This window comes from Pseudomonas sivasensis (genome assembly GCF_013778505.1).
GTDB lineage: Bacteria > Pseudomonadota > Gammaproteobacteria > Pseudomonadales > Pseudomonadaceae > Aquipseudomonas > Aquipseudomonas sivasensis.
The window spans coordinates 254032-275339 of sequence record NZ_JAAOWU010000004.1; the positions used below are offsets into that span (position 1 = coordinate 254032).

Sequence of the window (21308 nt, forward strand, 5' to 3'; positions counted from 1 at the left end):
GCCCAACATGAAACTTCTGTCATAAACCGCCAAAGCGGTTTACTTAGCAAGCTAACAAATCGTATAAAAAGACCTGCGACGACTTGCCGCATACCCACCAGAAATTGGAGCAAGCAGATGACTGTAAAAGTAACTGAACGCGACGATGCACATATGTCCCACGAAGCGCTGGGCCATGGGATTCACATCTGGGATGTACACCAACAAGACCTGCTGGTCGGCATGTTTCACAACGAGAGCGACGCTCACAATTATAAAAACGAGCTTGAGTCGCTTGAGATGAAACGCCAGGCACAAAGCTCCTGAATATTCGCAGGATTTCGGCACAAGGCCCACGCAGCCCGACGCCTGAAAACACAAACCCCGCCTTTTGAGCGGGGTTTGTTGTTTTGAGAGGTACTGCTTACCACTCAGGTGCTTGAACGCTTTACCACATCAGATCATCCGGGATCTGGTAAGCCGCGTACGGATCGTCCTCATCCGGCACCTGGCTTTCTGTGAGGATGTTGAGTTGCACAATGCGCTCTGGTGCGCGCTCCTGAATCTTCAACGCCGCTTCACGCGGGATCACTTCGTAGCCGCCGCCGTGGTGCACGATCGCCAGGGAGCCGTTGCTCAGCTTGTTACGCATCAGCGTGTTGACCGACAGGCGCTTGACCTTCTTGTCATCCACGAAGTTGTAGTAATCCTCGGTGGTCAGCTTGGGCAGGCGCGAGGTTTCGATCAATTGCTTGACCTGAGCCGTGCGGGCCTTGGCCTCGGCTTTTTCCTGCTGCTGGCGATTCAGCTCCTGGTCACGTTTGACCTTTTCGGCGTGTGCCTCGGCAGCCAGGCGTGCCTGGGTGTCATCGACCTCGGCTTGGCCTTTGTGGACCAGGCGCTGCTGCTTCTGTTTCTCTTTGCCGACCTGCTTGGCCTGCTTTTGGTTGACCAGACCTGCTTTGAGCAACTGGTCGCGAAGGGAAAGGCTCATGGTGCTTACTCACTTAGGCAACTGCTCAACCGCAGCTGGACACATTCTTTTCCTGACGTTTGGCTTCGCCCCATAGGGCGTCCAACTCTTCGAGGGTGCAATCTTCTATGGGACGACGGGTGTCGCGCAATGCCTGTTCGATAAATCGGAAACGTCGTTCGAACTTGGCATTGGCGCCACGCAGTGCGGTTTCCGGGTCAACCTTGAGGTGACGGGCCAAGTTGACCGCCGCAAACAGCAGGTCACCGACTTCATCGGCAATGGCTACCGAGTCATTATCGGCCATGGCTTCGAGCACTTCATCCAGCTCTTCGCGCACGTTGTCCACCACCGGCAAGGCAGACGGCCAGTCGAAACCGACCTGGCTGGCGCGCTTTTGCAATTTGGCGGCACGGGATAAGGACGGCAGCGCCGTGGGCACATCATCCAGCAGGGAAAGCTGCTCTGGTGCGTCGGATTTTTCCGCACGCTCCTCGGCTTTGATCTGCTCCCAGCGCTCCTTGACCTGCTCTTCGCTCAACTGTGGGATATCTAATGGCGCATACAGATCACCGGTGGGGAACACATGGGGATGACGCCGGATCAGCTTGCGCGTGATGCTGTCGATCACGCCGGCAAATTCGAAACGCCCCTCTTCCCCCGCCAACTGGCTGTAATACACCACTTGGAACAACAGGTCGCCCAACTCGCCTTGCAGGTGATCGAAGTCGCCGCGCTCGATGGCGTCGGCCACTTCATAGGCTTCTTCGAGGGTGTGCGGGACGATGGTCGCGTAGGTTTGCTTGAGGTCCCACGGGCACCCATATTGCGGGTCTCGCAGGCGGCTCATCAGGTGCAGCAGGTCTTCAAGTGAATACATCTTTCTGTGTCCGATCAGTGTGGGAGGGGGCTTGCTCCCGATAGCGGTGCGTCAGCCACCAGATGTATCAACTGACAGCCTGCTATCGGGAGCAAGCCCCCTCCCACATTTAGCCTGCATTCATTCCGCGAATCATGGTGTGCGGTTACGCCGTGTCTCGATGATATTCGGCAACTGGGAAATCCGCCCCAGCAACCGGCCCAATGCGTCCAACCCCGGGATCTCGATGGTCAGGGACATCAACGCGGTGTTGTCCTCTTTATTCGAGCGGGTGTTGACCGCCAGCACGTTGATCCGCTCATTGAGCAGCACTTGCGAGACGTCACGCAGCAAACCGGAACGGTCGTAGGCACGGATGATGATGTCCACCGGGTAGGTGAGCACCGGCACCGGGCCCCAGCTGACCTGGATAATCCGCTCCGGCTCGCGCCCACCCAGTTGCAGCACCGAGGCGCAGTCCTGGCGGTGAATGCTCACGCCACGGCCCTGGGTGATGTAACCGACGATCGCATCCCCCGGCAGCGGCTGGCAGCAGCCGGCGATTTGCGTCAGCAGGTTGCCCACGCCCTGGATCTGGATATCACCGCGCTTGCCAGGCTTATAGCCGGTGGCTTTACGGGGGATCAGCTCAAGTTGTTCGTTGCCGCGTTCCGGCTCGACCAACTGCTGGGCCAGATTGACCAGTTGCGCCAGGCGCAGGTCGCCGGCACCGAGGGCGGCGAACATGTCTTCGGCGATCTTCATGTTGGCCTTTTCGGCCAGCTTGTCGAAGTCCACCTGCGGCAGGCCCAGGCGAGCCAGTTCGCGCTCAAGCAGGGTCTTGCCGGCGGCGACGTTTTGGTCGCGCGCTTGCAATTTGAACCAGTGGACGATTTTCGCCCGTGCCCGCGACGTGGTGATGTAGCCCAGGTTCGGGTTCAGCCAGTCGCGGCTCGGCGTGCCGTGTTTGCTGGTGATGATTTCGACCTGCTCACCGGTCTGCAGGCTGTAGTTGAGCGGTACGATGCGCCCGTTGATCTTGGCGCCCCGGCAGTTGTGGCCGATCTCGGTGTGAACGCGGTAGGCGAAGTCCAGCGGCGTCGAGCCCTTGGGCAGGTCGATGGCGTGGCCGTCGGGGGTGAAGATGTAGACCCGGTCCGGTTCGATATCCACACGTAGTTGTTCGGCCAGGCCGCCGATGTCGCCGAGCTCTTCATGCCATTCCAGCACTTGGCGCAGCCAGGAGATTTTCTCTTCGTACTGGTTGGACCCGGCCTTGACGTCGGTGCCCTTGTAGCGCCAGTGCGCGCACACGCCCAGCTCAGCCTCTTCGTGCATGGCGTGGGTGCGGATCTGCACTTCCAGTACCTTGCCTTCGGGGCCGATCACGGCGGTGTGCAGAGAGCGATAGCCGTTTTCCTTGGGGTTGGCGATGTAGTCGTCAAACTCCTTGGGAATGTGACGCCACAGCGTATGAACGATGCCCAGCGCGGTGTAGCAGTCGCGCATTTCCGGCACCAGCACGCGCACCGCACGCACGTCGTAGATCTGGCTGAAGGCCAGGCCCTTGCGCTGCATTTTGCGCCAGATGGAATAGATGTGCTTGGCACGGCCACTGATGTCGGCGTCGACCCCGGTGGCCTGCAACTCGGAGCGCAACTGGCCCATCACGTCGCTGATAAACCGCTCGCGATCGAGCCGCCGCTCATGCAGCAGCGTGGCAATCTGTTTGTATTGATCGGGTTCCAGGTAGCGGAAGGACAAGTCCTCCAACTCCCATTTGATATGGCCGATGCCCAGGCGGTGAGCCAGGGGGGCGTAGATGTCGAAGACTTCGCGGGCAACGCGGTTGCGCTTTTCGTCGTCGGCGGTTTTTACCGCACGGATCGCGCAGGTGCGTTCGGCCAGCTTGATCAGGGCGACGCGTACGTCGTCGACCATAGCGACCAGCATCTTGCGCAGGTTCTCGACTTGGCCCTGGGTGCCCAGCACCATGGACTGGCGCGGACTGAGGCTCGCGCTGATGGCCGCCATGCGCAGGACGCCGTCAATCAGCTTGGCCACCACTGCGCCGAAACGCTGGCTGACCGTCGGCAACTGGATGTGCCCTTCACGCACGCCGCGATAGAGCACGGCGGCGATCAGCGAATCCTGGTCCAACTTGAGATCGGCAAGAATCTCGGCGATTTCCAACCCGGTGCGAAAGCTGGAAGTGCCTTCAGCCCACAGGTTCTTGGCCGCATTGTCCTGCTGCTCAGACTCGCGAGCGAACTCGCAGGCTGCTTTCAAGGCTTCACGGTCCAGTGCCGGGTCGACACTGATGGCATGATCCAGCCATGCCTCCAGGTTGATACTGCCGTCGGTGTTGATCGGCTGGTGTGCTCTCACCTGTACCATCTTGCTTACCTTCCCTACGACGCACCTTGGATGCGCCAAAAATCATGCCGACCTTTTGCTGCAAACTCCCTGGCAGTTCACGGCCTTGGAGAATGCAGGCCAGTCGGATTAAACGGGCATCCTAGCCCGCTTCAAATAACGCCATCGCCTCGACATGCGCCGTCTGCGGAAACATGTCGAGGATCCCGGCCCGTTTTAGCCGGTAGCCTTGCTTGACCAACTCAACCGTGTCCCGCGCCAGCGTCGCCGGGTTGCAGGACACATACACCAGGCGCTTGGCCCCCAGGGTGGCGAGCTTGCGCACAACCTCTTGGGCACCATCGCGGGGTGGATCCAAGAGTACCGCAGAAAAGCCCTGTTTGGCCCAATCCGCGTCAGTCAAAGGCTGGGACAAATCGGCCTGAAAAAACTGCGCATTATGCAAATTGTTGCTGATGGCGTTCTGTGCAGCCCGTTCCACCATGGTCTGCACCCCTTCCACTGCCACCACTTCACGCACCTGTTTGGCCAGTGGCAGGGCAAAATTGCCCAAGCCGCAAAATAGGTCCAACACCCGTTCATCAGGTTGCGGCGCCAGCCAGTCCAGGGCCTGGGCAACCATCGCCTCGTTGACCCCGGCGTTGACCTGGACAAAATCCCCCGGCCGGTACGCCAACTCCAAGCCCCATGCGTCCAATCGGAAACCTAGTGACTGATCGGCCTCAAAGGGTTCCGGCTGGCCTTCGCCATGCAGCCACAACTGGGCTTCATGGAAGGTACAAAATTCTTTCAGGATCAGCAGGTCCGCCTCCGACAACGGCGCCATATGCCGCAGCAACAACGCGACGGACGAGCCACTGAACAACTCAACATGGCCCAGTGCCTGAGGTTTGCTCAGACGACGGAGCATGTTGGGCAAGCGCTGCATGATCGGCTGCAAGGCCTGTACCAGCACCGGGCAATCATCGATGGCGACGATGTCCTGGCTGGCAACAGCGCGGAAACCCACGTCGAGTTTTTTTGCCTTGGCATCCCAACGCACCGCCACGCGGGCACGGCGCCGGTAACCGAACTCCGGGCCGCTCAACGGTGCGGCCCACTCTTGCGGTTCGACACCGGCCACGCGGGACAGTTGCTCGGCGAGCATGCGCTGTTTCAGGGCGAGTTGTTCGTTGTGGGGCAAGTGCTGCACGCTGCAACCGCCACAGCGGCCGAAGTGCGCGCACGGTGCAGGACGGCGCAGTTCACTGGCCTTGAACACCCGCTCGGTGCGAGCCTCGACCACTTTGCCGTGGGTACCCAACACCCGCGCTTCGACTTCTTCGCCGGCCAGCGCGCCATTGACGAACCAGGTGCGGCCTTCAAAAAAGACGATGCCACGGCCATCGTTGGCCAGGCGCTCAATGGTCAGGCGTTGTTTCTTGCCCACTGGAATCTGTGGGGCCCGGCTGCCGCCCGTCGGTTGGAAGCGCAGGCCTCTCTCGTGCTTGGCCATCAGCTGGGTTCGTCGAAAATGCCGGTCGACAAGTAACGGTCGCCTCGGTCACAGATGATCGCGACGATCACCGCGTTTTCCACTTCCTTGGACAACCGCAACATACCCGCCACGGCACCGCCGGACGACACGCCGCAGAAGATGCCTTCTTCACGGGCCAGTCGGCGGGTGGTGTCTTCGGCTTCACGCTGGGCCATGTCGATGATGCGATCCACGCGGGTCGCGTTGTAGATCTTCGGCAAGTACTCTTCGGGCCAGCGACGAATGCCTGGGATGGCCGCGCCTTCCATCGGTTGCAGGCCGACGATCTGGATCGCCGGGTTCTGCTCCTTGAGGTAGCGCGAGTTGCCCATGATGGTACCGGTGGTGCCCATGGAGCTGACGAAATGGGTGATGGTGCCCTGGGTCTGACGCCAGATTTCCGGACCGGTGGTGGTGTAGTGCGCTTCGGGGTTGTCCCCATTGGCGAACTGGTCCAGCACCTGGCCACGGCCTTGGGCGGCCATGCGCTCGGCGAGATCGCGGGCGCCTTCCATGCCTTCTTCCTGGGTGACCAGCACCAACTCGGCGCCATAGGCGGTCATCGCCGCCTTGCGCTCGGCGCTGCCGTTGTCGGGCATGATCAGCACCATCTTGTAACCCTTGATCGCGGCGGCCATGGCCAGGGCGATGCCGGTGTTACCCGAGGTGGCTTCGATCAGGGTGTCACCAGGCTTGATCTGCCCGCGCAATTCGGCACGGGTAATCATCGAGAGCGCCGGGCGGTCCTTGACGGAGCCAGCCGGGTTGTTCCCTTCAAGCTTGAGCAACAGGGTATTGCTGGTTTCTCCCGCCATGCGTTGCAAGCGGACCAGAGGCGTGTTGCCGACGCAATCGGCGATTGTAGGGTACTGCAAGGTCATGGCGTATTCGCAATCCAGACTGCGGGGCGCACATCATACCGGGAAAGGCCGGCGGGCCATATCACGCAAAGTGTGGTGCTTATGGCTTAAAGGAATAAGCGGAAAAGAGGGTGAGCTTGAGGACCTGATCGGGAGCAAGCCCCCTCCCACACTGGACCGCATTCTCATGCTGGAACTCGGTGGAATGTGGGAGCGGGCTTGCTCCCGATGGCCGCGCCTCGATACCCCGCCTAGCCCAAATGCCCATCGCCATGATTTTTCCGAAAGACCTCCTCACCCATCGCCGCAATCTGCCCTTCGATCAATGCATCAAACGGCTTGAGCAACGGTTCAAACGACACCGGCGCCTCCAGCACTTGCAGCGCCTGCACAATCGCCTCCACCGTCGACAACGCCCCTGGCCCGGGCGCCTTGCGCAGTCGATAGCGGGACACGGCGGCCTCAGCCAGCGTCACCCGAGGCAACGCCGCCAGCAAGGGATTGAGGTGCAACAGCTTGCGCGCCTTGCGCCAAGTGCCGTCAGGCACCACCAGCAACAGCGGCTGAGCCCCTGGCGCGTAGGCTTGCAGCGGCTGGGCATCGTCAGCAGGAAACAACAGCCTCGCCTGGTAGCCGGGCGGGTTCAACAGGGCCTGCAAGTCATCAAAGACCTCGCCCACCACCAACTGCGCATTGTTCAATCCCAGCGCCGCCAACCGCGCGGTATTGAGCGCATGGTTGACCTCGCTCGGGTGCTGCAACAGCAATACGCGGGTGCGGTTGTCGAGGTTGGGGATCAGCGCGCACAAGCAATGGGCAGTGGGCCTGAGGCAACGGGAGCATTGGGGTCTGGACATGGTTCTTCAGGCCTGATTGAGCTGGGCTTTGAGCAAATCGCGGAAGGTCTGGATCAGCGGCTCACGGCTGCGGCCCCGGCGCATGATCATCGAAAATGGCGCTTGATAGCCAAAGGTGGCTGGCAGCAATACGCGCAGGTCGCCCTTGTCGGCCCAGGCCTGAGCGTAATGCTCCGGCAGGTAACCAATATAGGCGCCGGACAGCACCAGGATCAGCTGCGCCTCCATACTTTCCACCGTGGCGGCGCTGTGCTTGAAGCCGTGGCGCGCGAGTTCCGCCTGGCTCCAGTAGCCGCGCCCGACCATGCGTTGCTGGGTGATCACTTGTTCGGGAATGCGTCGCTCATTGAATAAAGGATGCCGCGTGCTGCAATACAGCCAATGCTGCTCGCGATAAAGCGGCATGTAGATCAGCCCGCTGATACGGTTGGAGAAGGCGCCGATGGCCAGGTCGAGGCGGTTGTCCTGCACACCCAATTGCAATTCGTACGGGCTCATCACCGAGAGATGCAGATGCACCGCCGGATGTTCCAGGCTGTAGGCGCCGATCACTTCGGCGAACGGCAGGGCCTTGTCGCTGACGGTGGAATCGAGCACGCCGAGCTTGAGGGTGCCGCGCAACTCCCCTTTGAGCGCGGCGGCGTACTGCTCGAAGCCTTCCAGTTCACCGAGTAGGCGCAAGGTTTCCTGGTGAAACAACTCGCCCTTGCTGGTGAGGCTGAAGCCGCCGCGCCCGCGATGGCACAGCACCAGGCCCAACGCGCTTTCCAACTGGCTCATATAGGTGCTGATGGCCGACGTGGACAGGTTGAGTTCGTGCTGGGCGTTGGCGAACCCCTGGTGGCGCACGACGCTGACGAAGATGCGCAGGAGTTTGAGGTCGGGCAAGGCGTTGGCCATGGTCGGCTCCGGGTAAGGACCGGGGCAGTTTACTCGCGTGCATTAGTTTAGAAAAACCTGAACTAAGTATTTGCCTCTGCCGATTCTTCCCTTCCTTCGCATTTCGCAGAATCGGCCCCTAATAAACAAAACAACGATGAGGCAATCCCGTGGACAAGATCTTCCACCAACCACTGGGCGGCAACGAAATGCCGCGCTTCGCCGGCATCGCCACCATGATGCGTCTTCCCCACCTGCAATCGGCCAAAGGCCTGGACGCTGCTTTTGTCGGCGTGCCCTTGGACATCGGCACCTCGCTGCGTGCCGGCACCCGCTTCGGGCCGCGTGAAATCCGCGCCGAATCAGTGATGATCCGTCCGTACAACATGGCCACCGGCGCAGCACCGTTCGACTCGCTTTCCGTGGCTGACATCGGCGACGTGGCGATCAACACCTTCAACCTGCTCGACGCCGTGCGCATCATCGAAGAAGCCTACGACGAGATCCTAGAACACGATGTGATCCCCATGACGCTGGGCGGTGACCACACCATCACCCTGCCGATCCTGCGGGCGATCCACAAGAAACACGGCAAGGTCGGGCTGGTTCACATCGATGCCCACGCCGACGTCAACGACCATATGTTCGGCGAGAAAATCGCCCACGGCACCACCTTCCGCCGCGCCGTGGAAGAAGGCCTACTCGATTGCGACCGCGTGGTGCAGATAGGCCTGCGCGCCCAGGGCTACACCGCGGAAGACTTCAACTGGAGCCGCAAACAGGGCTTTCGCGTGGTCCAGGCGGAAGAATGCTGGCACCACTCCCTCGCGCCGTTGATGGCCGAAGTGCGGGAGAAAGTTGGCGGCGGCCCGGTGTACCTGAGCTTCGACATCGACGGCATCGATCCCGCCTGGGCCCCCGGCACAGGCACTCCGGAAATCGGCGGGCTGACCACTATCCAGGCCATTGAGATCATCCGTGGTTGCCAGGGCCTCGACCTGGTTGGTTGTGATCTGGTAGAAGTTTCGCCGCCCTACGACACCACCGGCAACACCTCGCTGCTCGGCGCCAACCTGCTGTACGAGATGCTCTGCGTACTGCCCGGCGTGGCGCATCGCTGATGAGCTCGCACGAGGTGCTGCAAGCCGCCGCCGACCTGGTGGCGGCCTTCGCCCGCAATGACCGCGCCGCCTACTTCGGTGCGTTCACGGCCGATGCCAGCTTTGTGTTCTACACCCTCCCCCAACCGCTGCTCAGCCGCGATGCCTACCAGGCGTTGTGGGACAGCTGGCGCGCGGACGAGGGCTTCGAGGTGCTGTCCTGCACGTCGAGCAACCCGTCTGTCAGCCTGCAAGGTGAGGATGTGGCGATATTTATTCATGACGTGGCCACCGAGTTGCGCATGAACGGGGAGCAATTTTTCAGCCAGGAACGCGAGACCATTGTCTTCAAACGGCAAGGGCTACGCACACAACAAAAACAAGGCCTGTGGCTGGCCTGTCACGAACATTTGTCCGCTGTGCCGGAAGGGCTGCCGCCCCCTTAGCCAATGTGATCGGAGCTGATCATGAATAATAAAAACAACGAAAACAGTATTCGCAAGATTGAAACCAACGGGGTCGAACAGATTCCGGACCACGAACGTACCGCCAACCCCAAGGATCTGTTCCGTCTGATCTTCGGCGGTGCCAATACCTTCGCCACTGCCGTGCTGGGCTCCTTCCCAGTGCTGTTTGGTTTGTCATTCCAGGCCGGTGTCTGGGCCATTGTGCTGGGCGTGCTGCTGGGTGCTCTGATCCTGGCGCCTATGGGCTTGTTCGGGCCGATCAATGGCACTAACAACGCGGTGTCTTCCGGTGCGCACTTTGGGGTGCACGGGCGGATCGTCGGTTCGTTTCTGTCATTGCTGACGGCAATTGCCTTCTTCTCACTGTCGGTGTGGAGTTCAGGCGATGCGCTGGTCGGAGGTGCGAAACGTCTGATTGGCCTGCCGGAAACCGACCTGACCCTGGGCCTGGCCTACGGCCTGTTCGCCCTGCTTGTCCTCACGGTGTGCATCTACGGCTTTCGCTTCATGCTGTGGGTCAACCGAATTGCGGTGTGGGCGGCGAGCCTGCTGTTTTTGCTGGGGATCTTCGCGTTCGCGCCAGCCTTTGACAGCCACTTCTCAGGCAGCGTCGCCATGGGCCAGACCGGCTTCTGGGCCGCGTTTATCGGCGCTGCGCTGGTAGCCATGAGCAACCCGATTTCCTTCGGCGCGTTCCTCGGAGACTGGTCACGCTACATCCCCCGTGAGACGCCGAAAATGCGCATCATGCTGGCAGTGGTCCTGGCGCAAATCGCTACTTTGATCCCGTTCCTGTTTGGCCTCGCCACCGCGACCATCGTGGCGATCAAGGCACCGGATTACATCGCAGCCAACAACTATGTCGGTGGCCTGCTGGCGGTTGCACCCACCTGGTTCTTCCTGCCGGTGTGCCTGATCGCGGTGATCGGCGGCATGTCCACCGGCACGACCTCGCTTTATGGCACGGGGCTGGACATGTCCAGCGTATTCCCGCGCCTGCTGTCGCGGGTCAAGGCCACGCTGCTGATTGGGGTGATGTCGATTGCCTTCATCTTTATCGGACGTTTCGCCGCCAACCTGGTGCAGAGCGTGTCGACCTTCGCCGTGCTGATCATCACCTGCACCACGCCGTGGATGGTGATGATGATCATCGGCCTGATCGTGCGCCGCGGCTTCTACTGCCCGGATGACCTGCAAGTGTTCACCCGCGGTGAAACCGGCGGGCGCTACTGGTTCAGCCATGGCTGGAACTGGCGCGGGCTGGGGGCCTGGATTCCGAGCGCGTTGGTGGGCCTGTGCTTCGTCAACCTGCCGGGGCAGTTTGTCGGGCCGCTGGGCAATTTGGCCGATGGCATCGATATCAGCCTGCCGGTAACGCTGGGGTTGGCGTCAGTGGTTTACCTGACGTTGTTGCGAGTGTTCCCGGAGCCGGCCTCTGTTTATGGACCGACTGATCCACGCAGCAAGAGCATGGATTCGCTCGCTAAACCGGCGATGCAACCCGCCGCCTGACCTCATAAAAAAGATAATCGGAGACTCGCCGTCATGGCTTTGGATTTATTCGTCGTACTCATCTACGCCGCCGGCATGCTCGTGCTCGGCTATTACGGCATGCGCCGCGCCAAGACCCACGAAGACTACCTGGTGGCCGGGCGCAACCTGGGCCCGTCGCTGTACATGGGCACCATGGCCGCGACGGTATTGGGCGGCGCGTCCACCGTCGGCACCGTGCGCCTGGGTTATGTGCATGGCATCTCCGGCTTCTGGCTGTGCGCCGCGCTGGGCATGGGAATCATTGCGCTGAACCTGTTCCTGGCCAAGCCGCTGCTCAAACTGAAGATCTTCACCGTCACCCAGGTCCTGGAAAAACGCTACAACCCCATGGCTCGCCAAGCGAGTGCGGTGATCATGCTGGCCTACGCGCTGATGATCGGCGTAACTTCGATCCTGGCCATCGGCACCGTGCTGCAAGTGCTGTTCGGCCTGCCGTTCTGGATCTCGGTACTGCTGGGCGGCGGCGTGGTGGTGGTGTACTCGACCATCGGCGGCATGTGGTCGCTGACCCTCACCGACATCGTGCAGTTCGTGATCAAGACCGTCGGCCTGATGTTTATCCTGCTGCCGATCTGCCTGTACCGCGTAGGCGGCTGGGATGAACTGGTAGCCAAGCTGCCGGCGTCGAGCTTCAGCTTCACCGCGATCGGCTGGGACACGATCATTACCTACTTCATGATCTACTTCTTCGGCATCCTGATCGGCCAGGACATCTGGCAACGGGTGTTCACCGCCCGTGATGAAAAAGTCGCCAAGTACGCAGGCACCTTCGCCGGTTTCTACTGCATCCTTTACGGCCTGGCCTGTGCGCTGATCGGCATGGCGGCCCATGTACTGATTCCGGACCTGGACAACGTCAACAACGCGTTTGCGGCCATCGTCAAACTGTCGCTGCCGGACGGCATCCGTGGGCTGGTGATCGCGGCAGCACTGGCGGCGATGATGTCGACGGCCAGCGCCGGCTTGCTGGCCGCCTCCACCGTACTGACCGAGGACCTGCTGCCGCGTTTGCGTGGTGGTAAGCAGTCGAGCCTCAACATCAACCGCCTGTTCACGATGCTGACCGGTATCGCCGTGCTGGGTATCGCGCTGGTGGTCAGCGATGTAATCAGCGCGCTGACCCTGGCCTATAACCTTTTGGTCGGCGGGATGTTGATCCCGTTGATTGGCGCGATCTTCTGGAAGCGCGCGACCACGTCCGGTGCGATTACGTCCATGACGCTGGGCTTTGTGACGGCGCTGGTGTTCATGTTCAAGGATGGGCTGGATGCGAACACGCCGATTTACTACAGCCTGGCGGTTGGGCTGGTGAGTTTTGTGCTGGTCAGTTTGTTGTCCCGGCGGCCGGAGGCGATGGCGACTCGGGTGGTTTGACGCCTCACAGAATCAAGAGCGGTTTCTTCAACGGGCGCGACGTCGGATGTCGCGCCCGTTTTTTTATCGTCCAACTGACAGGTTTTGGTTTGCCTGGATGATTTCCTGGACCAGGGAGGCCCATACCAATCCTTGGGTTGTGCCTCCGGCATAGGTGCCTCCGGCGGCGATTTGATGATGGGCGGCCCAATAAACGATCGAAAGTCCATCTGAGGTGCCGGGCCTGGCACATTCGACAATATGCAAGTCGCCACTTTCGATTGCACTGCAATAAGACATTGGAAAGTGAAGAGAAACAGCGGCCAGACAAGCTGCCAGGATCTGCTCTTTGTGCTCCGGCGCCGAATCGGGCGGGACCTGTCCACCGGAGACGAGAATGCAGTGCCCGTCCAAGCGGCAATTCATGACACCAATTGGCAGATCGTATTGAAGCTTGAGCCCCCGCATTTCAGCGCCTTCATTACCCACAGCAGGCAGCTTGAAAAACCAGCCGATGATCGCGATAACCTCTGGCTCCTCTACGCCCATGGCACTGACGACGAAATGTTCTTTGCTCAGCTCAGCAATTTGAACACGACTCAGATGCTGAGCCTGGAACTGAACCCCAGAGCACTGCAACAGCACCTCAATCTCATCCATTAGGTGAACAAATTCCACATCGTAGCCTGATACTTCAATAGCCCTACCGACTCCATGGATGCCACAAAGCGCGTGGAGTTGCTGCGGACTGATTTCTCGGAGCTCACCTCCAGGTTTGCCACTAGGCCACGGTCTGCTTTCGATCTCGCGCTGCTCGCGTATTGCGGCATCTACTTCACTGGTTGTCTCCCTATAAGCGCGCACAACCCGCGCTCGCGCAAATTGCTCCAGTGATGGGTTGTCAGCCAGAAATTTTTCAAACAACTCAATGCCGGCGCGGTTGCACTCAATGGCCAGATACTGATTTCCTGGAAGTAAATAGTCGTTATGTGGCGGCTTTGCAGTCGTCTCAGTTGCTGAAAGATGGCGCATATTCATACGCTTATGGCTGGCACCATCACTGTCCCGATTGCCTCCATAGACTGTTACCTGATAATTCGCCAAGCGAAACATCACGGCCTGGAGCAGGCCGTTGATCCCTCTGCCGATGATTGATACACGGGGCGCATCGGCATGTGCATGCAGTGTGGGGATCGTCAGTGAGGGTGCAAGTTTGCGCCTGACAAGGCCACGCAGGGCCATCAAGCTCAATTGAACAGCGACGGCATAATCAAGGTCGCAATGGCAGGCTTCGGTGGTTGCCGCCTGTGCAGTCAGCGTCGCCGGTCTCCGCCAGGTGGCGACACTGCAACCGAGCGCTTGTGTACGTATCCGAAACGCCTCCAATGTCGCAGGCCCGTAATCCAAGACAAGTTGGACGTCGTCAGCCAGTGAAAGGGATTGCAACGCATCGTCGCTGAACACATCTGGTTTGGCGACGCAGATCAGACGCGCCTGCCTGTGCATACATTGAATCAGGGCCCGATCAATGCGATGGGCAGAATCATCATTCAGGGATAAACAAATGGCGATAGAACGAGCCCCTTGCAGTGCCTCGGACCAGTCCGACACAAATGAGACTCGGCTATCTGGACACGCCTGGCTGCGTGGACTCAACACTTTGATCCGAACATGCGGATCTCGATCAAGTAACAACTTGACCAGCTCTTTCCCCACATTTCCGTAACCCAGGACACAGATGTCTTGGGGTGTAGAGCCATCGGCAAGTGTCAGCCAGTGCGCGATATAAGCCGCAACGTGCGGCGCGTTGACCCCAGGAGTGTTGACCACTCGAATGCCGTTTGACTCGCATAAATCCAACCGCACCTTATCCAGACTTGTGCCTCGGCGAATCAGACAGAGATCTCCAAATGGGTGGCTTAAACGCCATAGGTCAATGACCTCCCCATCGATAACCTGATCTCCAATAATGATCGTTGATGGGCGCACGAGCCCGATCTGTAGCAGCAGCGCTTGCTTGGTTGAGTTCGGGGGGAAAAACACTACGTTGCTGGGTGCATCAGCCTTCCAACGGCTCGACGTAGGTGCGATATGTAAAATATTTTCGGTAGTGGCGATGAGTGACGCGGCAACTGGCGGAACGTGAGAGAGCAGCATAGTTTCGTCTCCAACAATTCTGGCTGACTAATGCCTGGAGATAGGAGTTAAATAAGTTGGGGCCAACACTTTAAATACTTAAAGCCCTAAAACTCACTCTTCATAAACCCGTTTTCTTCAGGAAGCTTTATATCAGTAAGCGGTACAAATCATTACTTAACGAAACTCAAACTACTCCGATATTTCAAACTAACTAACCCAACCGCTTCTGATAAACGGGTAGTCCAATTCCGGTCTTAAAAAAGCACAGCCTGAATGGCACGCTCACTTTCGTACTACAACCCGTGTCTACGAGGCGTTACCCAACGAATATGTTCGGGAGGAATTTACTGCATCAGATGCACGCGGATGCTGCACCTGTTTTCCCTGAGCTCACCCAGCTGCCATTAGTCGGAACTGATCGTTATCACAGTAGAAGGACCGCTGAGGGCCGTAATAGCCTGACATGGCCATTTCAAATCTGAAGAAATTGGCTTGGCTACCCGATAACCCATGAGGTGATGAAATGAAACAGCGCGATCCTAGCTACCCCGCTGCGTCAACAGTTCCACCGCAACTTAAGACAGGCGACCGCGTGCATATAAACGGCCCCCACGCAGGCGTCTGCATTGGAATATACAAGCTCATGTTTTATAAAAACGGGACTTCATTTGCCACACTGCCCATAGAACGAGCATTTAAAGACTGGTTCGGCTTTGAAGTTCACGGAAGTTTCAATGGTGAGATGGAGGTAAAGGGCCATTATCACGATTGCGCCACTGGCGAGGACCACATACATAGCTTCGGGTTTACCGAAGTCAGTAAAGGCGAATGACGCAACTCACACGTCGTACAGCCATCCGATTTACCTGGCAGCGCTCCCACGACATAGAGAGGTATTCATCGCGCGAGCGCTCCCCGGGGCCTCATCTGCGACGTGGGCGACGCTGCTCGTCATCCGTACGAATCGGCACCGGCTGCAGCGGAGGCTCGATCAAGCCCAGTGCAACGCCCAGATCATGGAGCCAGTTTTGGATTTTCTCTTTCATGGTTTGCCCCCTTTGAGGGTAATGCTTGTAGGCGCAAGCTATGTCGCCTTTTCCTACACTGATAGTAGCCCTAAGTCCTACATATTGCTTGAACGAAACCACAACGAACTATTACTGAATTCATCCGAATTCTGACGGACCGGTCAGGCAATGGCGCGGGTGTCTTTCATTACCGTCGCCTGGCCCTCTTGCTGCAAGTCGATCCACGCATTGAGGTTAGCGCCGAGCATACCCTTTCGCCACATCAACCAGGTGGTCGCAGTGGCAAAATGCCCTGTCAGTGGATGAACGGACACGCTGTCCTTGCCTGGCAGGCTGTCGAGCATGGCTTGGGACATCAACGCCACTCCTGAACCAGCAATCACGCAAGCGAGCATGCCTTGATATGACTCGATCTCAATCGCCCGTCCCATGGCTACGCGCTCGTGGGAAAACCAGCTTTCCAGGCGTGTGCGATAAGCGCAACTGCGTCGGAACGTAAACACCGAACGGCCGGCAACATCCTGGGGACCACGCACGGGTGGGTGGTCGGCTTCACAGATCAGCACCAGTTTTTCCTCGCATAACTGCACGCCGTCCAGGCTGGCGATGGTCAGCGGGCCGTCCACAAACGCTGCGTCCAGACGCCCCGTGATCAGACCTTCCAGCAACTCACCACTGGGCGCTGACTGCACCTGCAGATTCACCATTGGGTAGGCCTTGTGATAACGCGCCAGCAGCTTGGGCAAATGCACTGCTCCAGTGCTGTACATGCTGCCCAGAACAAAGTCGCCGGCCGGTTGCCCACCTTGCACGGCGCCATGGGCTTCATCGTGCAGTGCCAGCAGACGGGTGCTGTAGTCCAGCAATATCTTGCCCGCCGGAGACAGCTGCAAGCGCTGACGTTCGCGCAGGAACAGCTCTACACCGAGCTGTTCCTCCATCTGTTTGAGTCGGGTCGATAGGTTTGACGGCACGCGGTGCAGGCGCTCAGCCGCGCGGGTGATGGACCCCTCTTCCGCCACGGCCTGGAAAATGCGCAATTGACTGAACTCCACGACTTTCTCCAAAACTGAATAAGTTACTCAATATTATTCAATTTTACAGAAAGTCAACACACCTTAGGCTGAGGGTCATTCGTTTCTCAGCAGGACACCTGACCATGTCACCCCTGGTTCGCTTACTCGCCAGCTCCATCGCCCTGATGATGGCCATGGGCATTGGCCGCTTCGCCCTCACTCCACAAATGCCCCACATGCTTAGCGAAGGGCAGATCGACCTGACCGACGCCGGCCTGATCGCCGCCGCCAATTACCTCGGCTACTTCGTGGGCGCGGTGGATTCGATTTTCGCCCGCGGTCACCGTCATGTACGCGGTCGGCTGTACGGTGGGCTCTGGTTATGTGTGCTGCTGACCTTTGCGTCCTCTTGGGCCCATGGGTTCTGGCCTCATCTGCTGTTGCGCTTTGGCACTGGCGTGGCAAGTGCCTGGGCATTGGTGATGATCACTAGCTTGAGCCAGCCGCTGGCGCTTACCGCCGGACGCCCGCGTCTGGGTGCTCTGGTATTTGCCGGGCCGGGCCTGGGGATTCTGTTGACCGGGCTATTGGCGCTCGGCTCAAACCTGCTGGGGCAAAACTCCGCCACGTTATGGTTGATCTATGGTGCTGTAGCACTGGTGATGCTGCTGGCGATCCTGCCGTTTTTGCCGCAGCCTTGTGCCAGCCCCCCTGGCGCCGGTCATAGCGACGCGGGCAGCAACGGCAGCATCACGCACCTGTGCTGGGTTTATGTGCTATTCGGACTGGGTTACATCATTCCAGCGACCTTCCTGTCACAGATGGCCAGCGCCCAGTTCAAAGGGGCCTGGCAGGCCGATCTGTTCTGGCCGTGCTTTGGCCTGCTGGCAGCGATTGGCGTGGGCGTGGCGACTCTGCGTCGCAAAGATCCAGACGCTACTCGCCGCTGGCTGATGACAACGCTGTGGCTGCAAGCGGCCGGAGTGTTCACGTGCTTGCTGGGCAATGGCTGGGGGTTGGCACTGGGCGTTCTGCTTTGCGGCGGTCCGTTCCTGGCCTGTATGCAATTGGTGATGGCGCGCTTGCGGGATGTGGCGCCCCACGGCTACCAGCGCAGCACCGGTCTGCTGACCGCCAGCTTTGCCATCGGCCAATTGAGCGGGCCCTTATTGGCGTCGGCGAGCAGCCATCTAAGCGGCGGCCTGCAACCGGCATTGGTGATTGCCGGTACAGGCCTGTTCTTGGCGGGGGGGATATTGGTCAGCCAGCAACCAAAGGCGCTTGCGTGCGCACCTGTTCGCGCCGTGACAGCGCCAGGAAAAACAGCCCTCCCAGGAAGCAGCCGGTAAACCAGGCGAAGTTGGCCATGCCCTGTAACGCCGGTGTGAAGGTGATCGCGACGCCCACCAGTGTTGCGGGCACCAGCGCCTTGACCGCTGTCCAGTTCACGCCGCCGTCGAAGTAATAGCACCCGCTTGGGCTGTCATCGAACAGCGCATCTACATCGATTTTCTGTTTTTTGATCAGGTAGAAATCTACCAACAGAATCCCAAACAGCGGCCCGATAAACGCCGCGAGGATATCCAGGGTGTAGTGGATCATCAGCGGGTTATTGAACAGGTTCCATGGAGTGATAAAGATCGAGGCTACCGCTGCGATCATGCCCCCGGCACGCCAGCTGATTTTGCTTGGCGCGACGTTGGCGAAGTCAAACGCAGGGGACACAAAGTTGGCGACGATATTGATACCGATGGTCGCGGTCACAAAGGCAAATGCGCCAAGCAGCACGGCCATGTTGTTGTCGATACGCGAAACCGTGGCGATCGGGTCGTGGAGCATTTCGCCAAACACCGGCAAGGTGCCAGAGACGATCACCACCGTCACCAGGGAAAAGGCCAGGAAATTCACCGGCAGGCCCCAAAAGTTTCCGCGTCGCACATCCTGCATGCTGCGGCAGTAGCGGCTGAAATCGCCGAAATTCAGGGTTGGCCCAGAGAAGTACGACACCACCAGCGCCGTGGCTACGATCACTTGGCCGAACGCTTGCCAGCCCGACAGGGACTTTTCCGACAGAGTAAAGCTGATGTTCGACCAGCCAGCCCTCCACACAATCCAGCCAGCCAGGGCAAACATCACCGCATATACCACCGGCCCCGCCCAATCGATAAAGCGGCGGATAGACTCCATGCCGGCCCAGAAAACTGCAGCTTGCAGTACCCACAGGCTGAGGAAACCAAACCAGCCCAGGTAGGACAGACCGGCGAAATGCGGTTCTGCATACACCGCCATCTGTGGGAAAAAGCGCAACACCACGATGATCAAAGCGCTGGACGCCAGATAAGTCTGAATCCCGTACCAGGCCACGGCAATCAGGCCACGAATCACCGCAGGAATATTCGCGCCAAACACACCAAATGCGAGCCGGCAGATGACTGGATAAGGAACGGCGGCCTGCTGGCTAGGCTTAGCCACCAGATTGGCGATCAATTGCACGATGCAAATACCCGCGAGCAAGGCGATCAACACCTGCCAACTGGCTAGCCCCAAGGCGAACAGACTGGCAGCGAATACATAACCGCCGACGCTGTGCACGTCACTCATCCAGAAGGCAAAAATGTTGTACCAGTTCCACTTCTGCGGCAGTGGGCCCAGATCCTGGTTGTACAGGCGCGGGCTATAGCCTTTGGGCAATTGTTCGGTCATCGCTGGGCTCCTCGTAATACCGGCCTGCGCTTCCGTCACGGGGATGCATACGGGAGGCGGCCAGGTTTGTATACGAGACAGTCAGCAGAATGCGTGCCAATGGCACACAATCCCTCTACGACGGTGCTCCAAAGGCGCTTATGACGGTTTAGTAGCGGGGACCGCGCTCAGCAACGGTGCACATAAATCCTGTACACAATCATCGGTGCACCCGATGTGCACACACGTGTCCAACCGTGCAACACACCGCTGTCAGGAAGGTGCCCCAGGCCATGTCCATCAGGGCCAAGCTCGCAGACCAGCCTTGCAGTGTGGCCCAGTTGCTCAGGTCATAGGTGCCATAGGCCACCAGACCCAGCAAGGCACCCAGACGCGCTGCGCGTTGCCAGTTGATGCTTGGCAAGACCACGAACACCACACAACCGAGGACATACAGGAGATAGAACAGCACTGCGGGCAATAGGCGGGGCTGATCAAGCATCAGCGGGCCCAGCAAGGATTTGTAGGTAGGACCCATGAGGACGCCGAGCCAGAGGCCGTCGAGCACCAGAAAAGCAAGCAAGGTGCCGAGGTAGGCGAACAACGATTTTTTAGACATCAAGCGGACCTCTGTAGGAGCGAGCTTGCTCACGAAAATATCTCAGGCCCATCGCGGTATCGGATGTACCCTTTTCGCGAGCAAGCTCGCTCCTACAGAAGAGCAAACCCTACTCAGCTTAGTTCAATGCGATCCGCGTGAATCACGATCTGACCCTGCTTGTAGAGCGCACCAATAGCTTTCTTGAAGTTCCCCTTGCTCACACCGAACAAGTTGCTGATTACTGCCGGGTCGCTTTTATCGCTGACCGGCAACGTGCCGTTGTTTTCGCGCAACTTGGCGAGGATCTTCGAGTTGAGGCTGGAGGCCGCTTCCTGGCCGACCGGTTGCAGGCTCAGGCTGATGTTGCCGTCGGCACGGATCTCTTTGATGAAGCCTTTCTCTTCCTTGCCGGGACGCAGGAACTTGAACACTTCGTTCTTGTGGATCAGCCCCCAGTGTTTGTTGTTGATGATCGCCTTGAAGCCCATATCAGTGGCTTCGGCCACCAAGAGGTCGACTTCCTGGCCCACAACGTAGTTGGCCGGCGTCTTGTCCAGGTAGCGGTCAAGGCGCGCGGTGGCGGTAATACGCTTGGTGTGCTTGTCGAGATAGACGTGCACCACGCAGTATTCACCGGCGGTCATCTGACGTTTTTCTTCCGAGTACGGAAGCAAAAGGTCCTTTGGCAGACCCCAATCGAGGAACACGCCAATACTGTTGACTTCCACCACTTTCAAACTGGCAAATTCGCCGACTTGAACTTTGGGTTTTTCGGTGGTGGCGATAAGTTTGTCATCGCTGTCCAGGTAAATAAAAACGTTAAGCCAGTCTTCATCTTCACTGGGAATATCTTTTGGGATATACCGATTAGGCAAGAGGATTTCGCCATCTTGCGCACCATCAAGGTACAAACCGAAGTTAGTGTGTTTAACCACTTGTAAGCTGTTGTAGCGCCCGACTAGAGCCATTTCCAATACCCTCATTGCGTGGGCGGCATTCTACCCGAGTTGCGCCCGCGACGCGCGCACGCCTGAAAAATCGCGGCCTGGCATGGCCCTACGATGGCATC

Annotated in this window: 20 protein-coding genes; 7 read left to right on the plus strand and 13 right to left on the minus strand. The window is 58.9% G+C overall.

Going from position 1 to position 21308, the window contains the following annotated elements; genetic code table 11:
• The first annotated feature begins 117 nt into the window (after nucleotides 1-117).
• A complete protein-coding gene (locus tag G9Q84_RS10150) occupies nucleotides 118-306 on the plus strand; it encodes a hypothetical protein (protein ID WP_032887774.1) in 189 nt (62 codons plus the stop codon).
• A gap of 121 nt (nucleotides 307-427) precedes the next feature.
• On the opposite strand, the gene G9Q84_RS10155 is transcribed toward G9Q84_RS10150, so the two are convergent.
• The 7 genes from G9Q84_RS10155 to G9Q84_RS10185 all read right to left on the minus strand — a co-directional run bounded on the left by G9Q84_RS10155 (nucleotide 428) and on the right by G9Q84_RS10185 (nucleotide 8320).
• Nucleotides 428-973: a DUF2058 domain-containing protein gene (locus tag G9Q84_RS10155; protein ID WP_014719402.1), complete on the minus strand. Its 546-nt coding sequence runs from the start codon at nucleotides 971-973 to the stop codon at nucleotides 428-430.
• Between the two features lie 25 nt (nucleotides 974-998).
• Nucleotides 999-1832: a nucleoside triphosphate pyrophosphohydrolase gene (gene mazG, locus G9Q84_RS10160; RefSeq protein WP_122754450.1), complete on the minus strand. Its 834-nt coding sequence runs from the start codon at nucleotides 1830-1832 to the stop codon at nucleotides 999-1001.
• Nucleotides 1833-1964: 132 nt separating this feature from the next.
• Nucleotides 1965-4208 carry a GTP diphosphokinase gene (relA, locus tag G9Q84_RS10165; RefSeq protein WP_032887770.1) on the minus strand — a complete coding sequence of 748 codons (2244 nt, stop codon included), beginning with the start codon at nucleotides 4206-4208 and terminating at the stop codon, nucleotides 1965-1967.
• Nucleotides 4209-4329: 121 nt separating this feature from the next.
• On the minus strand, nucleotides 4330-5682 hold the full coding sequence (gene rlmD, locus G9Q84_RS10170; RefSeq protein WP_122754451.1) for a 23S rRNA (uracil(1939)-C(5))-methyltransferase RlmD: 1353 nt from the start codon (nucleotides 5680-5682) through the stop codon (nucleotides 4330-4332).
• A complete protein-coding gene (gene cysM / locus G9Q84_RS10175) occupies nucleotides 5682-6584 on the minus strand; it encodes a cysteine synthase CysM (protein WP_181643241.1) in 903 nt (300 codons plus the stop codon). The genes rlmD and cysM overlap by 1 nt, the downstream gene beginning before the upstream one ends.
• A 230-nt stretch (nucleotides 6585-6814) precedes the next feature.
• Nucleotides 6815-7420 carry a tRNA-uridine aminocarboxypropyltransferase gene (locus tag G9Q84_RS10180; RefSeq protein WP_122754452.1) on the minus strand — a complete coding sequence of 202 codons (606 nt, stop codon included), beginning with the start codon at nucleotides 7418-7420 and terminating at the stop codon, nucleotides 6815-6817.
• Between the two features lie 6 nt (nucleotides 7421-7426).
• The gene (locus tag G9Q84_RS10185; RefSeq protein ID WP_181643242.1) at nucleotides 7427-8320 is read right to left on the minus strand and encodes a LysR family transcriptional regulator; all 894 of its coding nucleotides are present in this window, start codon (nucleotides 8318-8320) and stop codon (nucleotides 7427-7429) included.
• 149 nt (nucleotides 8321-8469) lie between these two features.
• Between G9Q84_RS10185 and speB the strand changes: the two genes are divergently transcribed.
• Genes speB through G9Q84_RS10205 form a run of 4 tightly spaced genes read left to right on the plus strand, consistent with a single transcriptional unit; the run spans nucleotide 8470 to nucleotide 12794 of the window.
• On the plus strand, nucleotides 8470-9420 hold the full coding sequence (speB, locus tag G9Q84_RS10190) for an agmatinase (protein WP_032887762.1): 951 nt from the start codon (nucleotides 8470-8472) through the stop codon (nucleotides 9418-9420).
• Nucleotides 9420-9845 carry a YybH family protein gene (locus tag G9Q84_RS10195; RefSeq protein ID WP_099602993.1) on the plus strand — a complete coding sequence of 142 codons (426 nt, stop codon included), beginning with the start codon at nucleotides 9420-9422 and terminating at the stop codon, nucleotides 9843-9845. Before speB ends, G9Q84_RS10195 begins: the two co-directional genes overlap by 1 nt.
• A 21-nt stretch (nucleotides 9846-9866) precedes the next feature.
• A complete protein-coding gene (locus G9Q84_RS10200; protein ID WP_122754453.1) occupies nucleotides 9867-11378 on the plus strand; it encodes a purine-cytosine permease family protein in 1512 nt (503 codons plus the stop codon).
• A gap of 33 nt (nucleotides 11379-11411) precedes the next feature.
• Nucleotides 11412-12794 carry a sodium:solute symporter family protein gene (locus G9Q84_RS10205; protein ID WP_032887756.1) on the plus strand — a complete coding sequence of 461 codons (1383 nt, stop codon included), beginning with the start codon at nucleotides 11412-11414 and terminating at the stop codon, nucleotides 12792-12794.
• 63 nt (nucleotides 12795-12857) lie between these two features.
• On the opposite strand, the gene G9Q84_RS10210 is transcribed toward G9Q84_RS10205, so the two are convergent.
• The gene (locus G9Q84_RS10210; protein WP_181643243.1) at nucleotides 12858-14930 is read right to left on the minus strand and encodes an FAD-dependent oxidoreductase; all 2073 of its coding nucleotides are present in this window, start codon (nucleotides 14928-14930) and stop codon (nucleotides 12858-12860) included.
• A 505-nt stretch (nucleotides 14931-15435) separates the two neighbouring features.
• Here G9Q84_RS10210 and G9Q84_RS10215 point away from each other — a divergent pair.
• The gene (locus tag G9Q84_RS10215; RefSeq protein ID WP_122754455.1) at nucleotides 15436-15744 is read left to right on the plus strand and encodes a hypothetical protein; all 309 of its coding nucleotides are present in this window, start codon (nucleotides 15436-15438) and stop codon (nucleotides 15742-15744) included.
• A 91-nt stretch (nucleotides 15745-15835) separates the two neighbouring features.
• Here G9Q84_RS10215 and G9Q84_RS29535 read toward each other — a convergent pair whose 3' ends face one another.
• Both G9Q84_RS29535 and ptrR read right to left on the minus strand, forming a co-directional pair.
• Nucleotides 15836-15958 (minus strand): PA1414 family protein, encoded by a 123-nt coding sequence (locus G9Q84_RS29535; RefSeq protein ID WP_003193089.1) that lies wholly within the window; start codon nucleotides 15956-15958, stop codon nucleotides 15836-15838.
• 143 nt (nucleotides 15959-16101) lie between these two features.
• On the minus strand, nucleotides 16102-16995 hold the full coding sequence (ptrR, locus tag G9Q84_RS10220) for a putrescine utilization regulator PtrR (RefSeq protein ID WP_032887750.1): 894 nt from the start codon (nucleotides 16993-16995) through the stop codon (nucleotides 16102-16104).
• Between the two features lie 104 nt (nucleotides 16996-17099).
• On the opposite strand from ptrR, the gene G9Q84_RS10225 reads away from it, so the two are divergent.
• Nucleotides 17100-18305 (plus strand): MFS transporter, encoded by a 1206-nt coding sequence (locus G9Q84_RS10225; protein ID WP_122754456.1) that lies wholly within the window; start codon nucleotides 17100-17102, stop codon nucleotides 18303-18305.
• Here the strand turns inward: G9Q84_RS10225 and G9Q84_RS10230 are convergent.
• The 3 genes from G9Q84_RS10230 to G9Q84_RS10240 form a co-directional block, all read right to left on the minus strand.
• Complete coding sequence (locus G9Q84_RS10230; protein WP_122754457.1) at nucleotides 18217-19659, minus strand: NCS1 family nucleobase:cation symporter-1; 1443 nt, start codon at nucleotides 19657-19659, stop codon at nucleotides 18217-18219. The two genes, G9Q84_RS10225 and G9Q84_RS10230, sit on opposite strands and share 89 nt — an antisense overlap.
• A gap of 199 nt (nucleotides 19660-19858) precedes the next feature.
• Nucleotides 19859-20257, minus strand: a complete 399-nt coding sequence (locus tag G9Q84_RS10235) for a DUF2177 family protein (RefSeq protein WP_032887744.1) — start codon at nucleotides 20255-20257, stop codon at nucleotides 19859-19861.
• Between the two features lie 113 nt (nucleotides 20258-20370).
• Nucleotides 20371-21207: a CvfB family protein gene (locus G9Q84_RS10240; RefSeq protein WP_032887742.1), complete on the minus strand. Its 837-nt coding sequence runs from the start codon at nucleotides 21205-21207 to the stop codon at nucleotides 20371-20373.
• Nucleotides 21208-21308 lie beyond the last annotated feature (101 nt).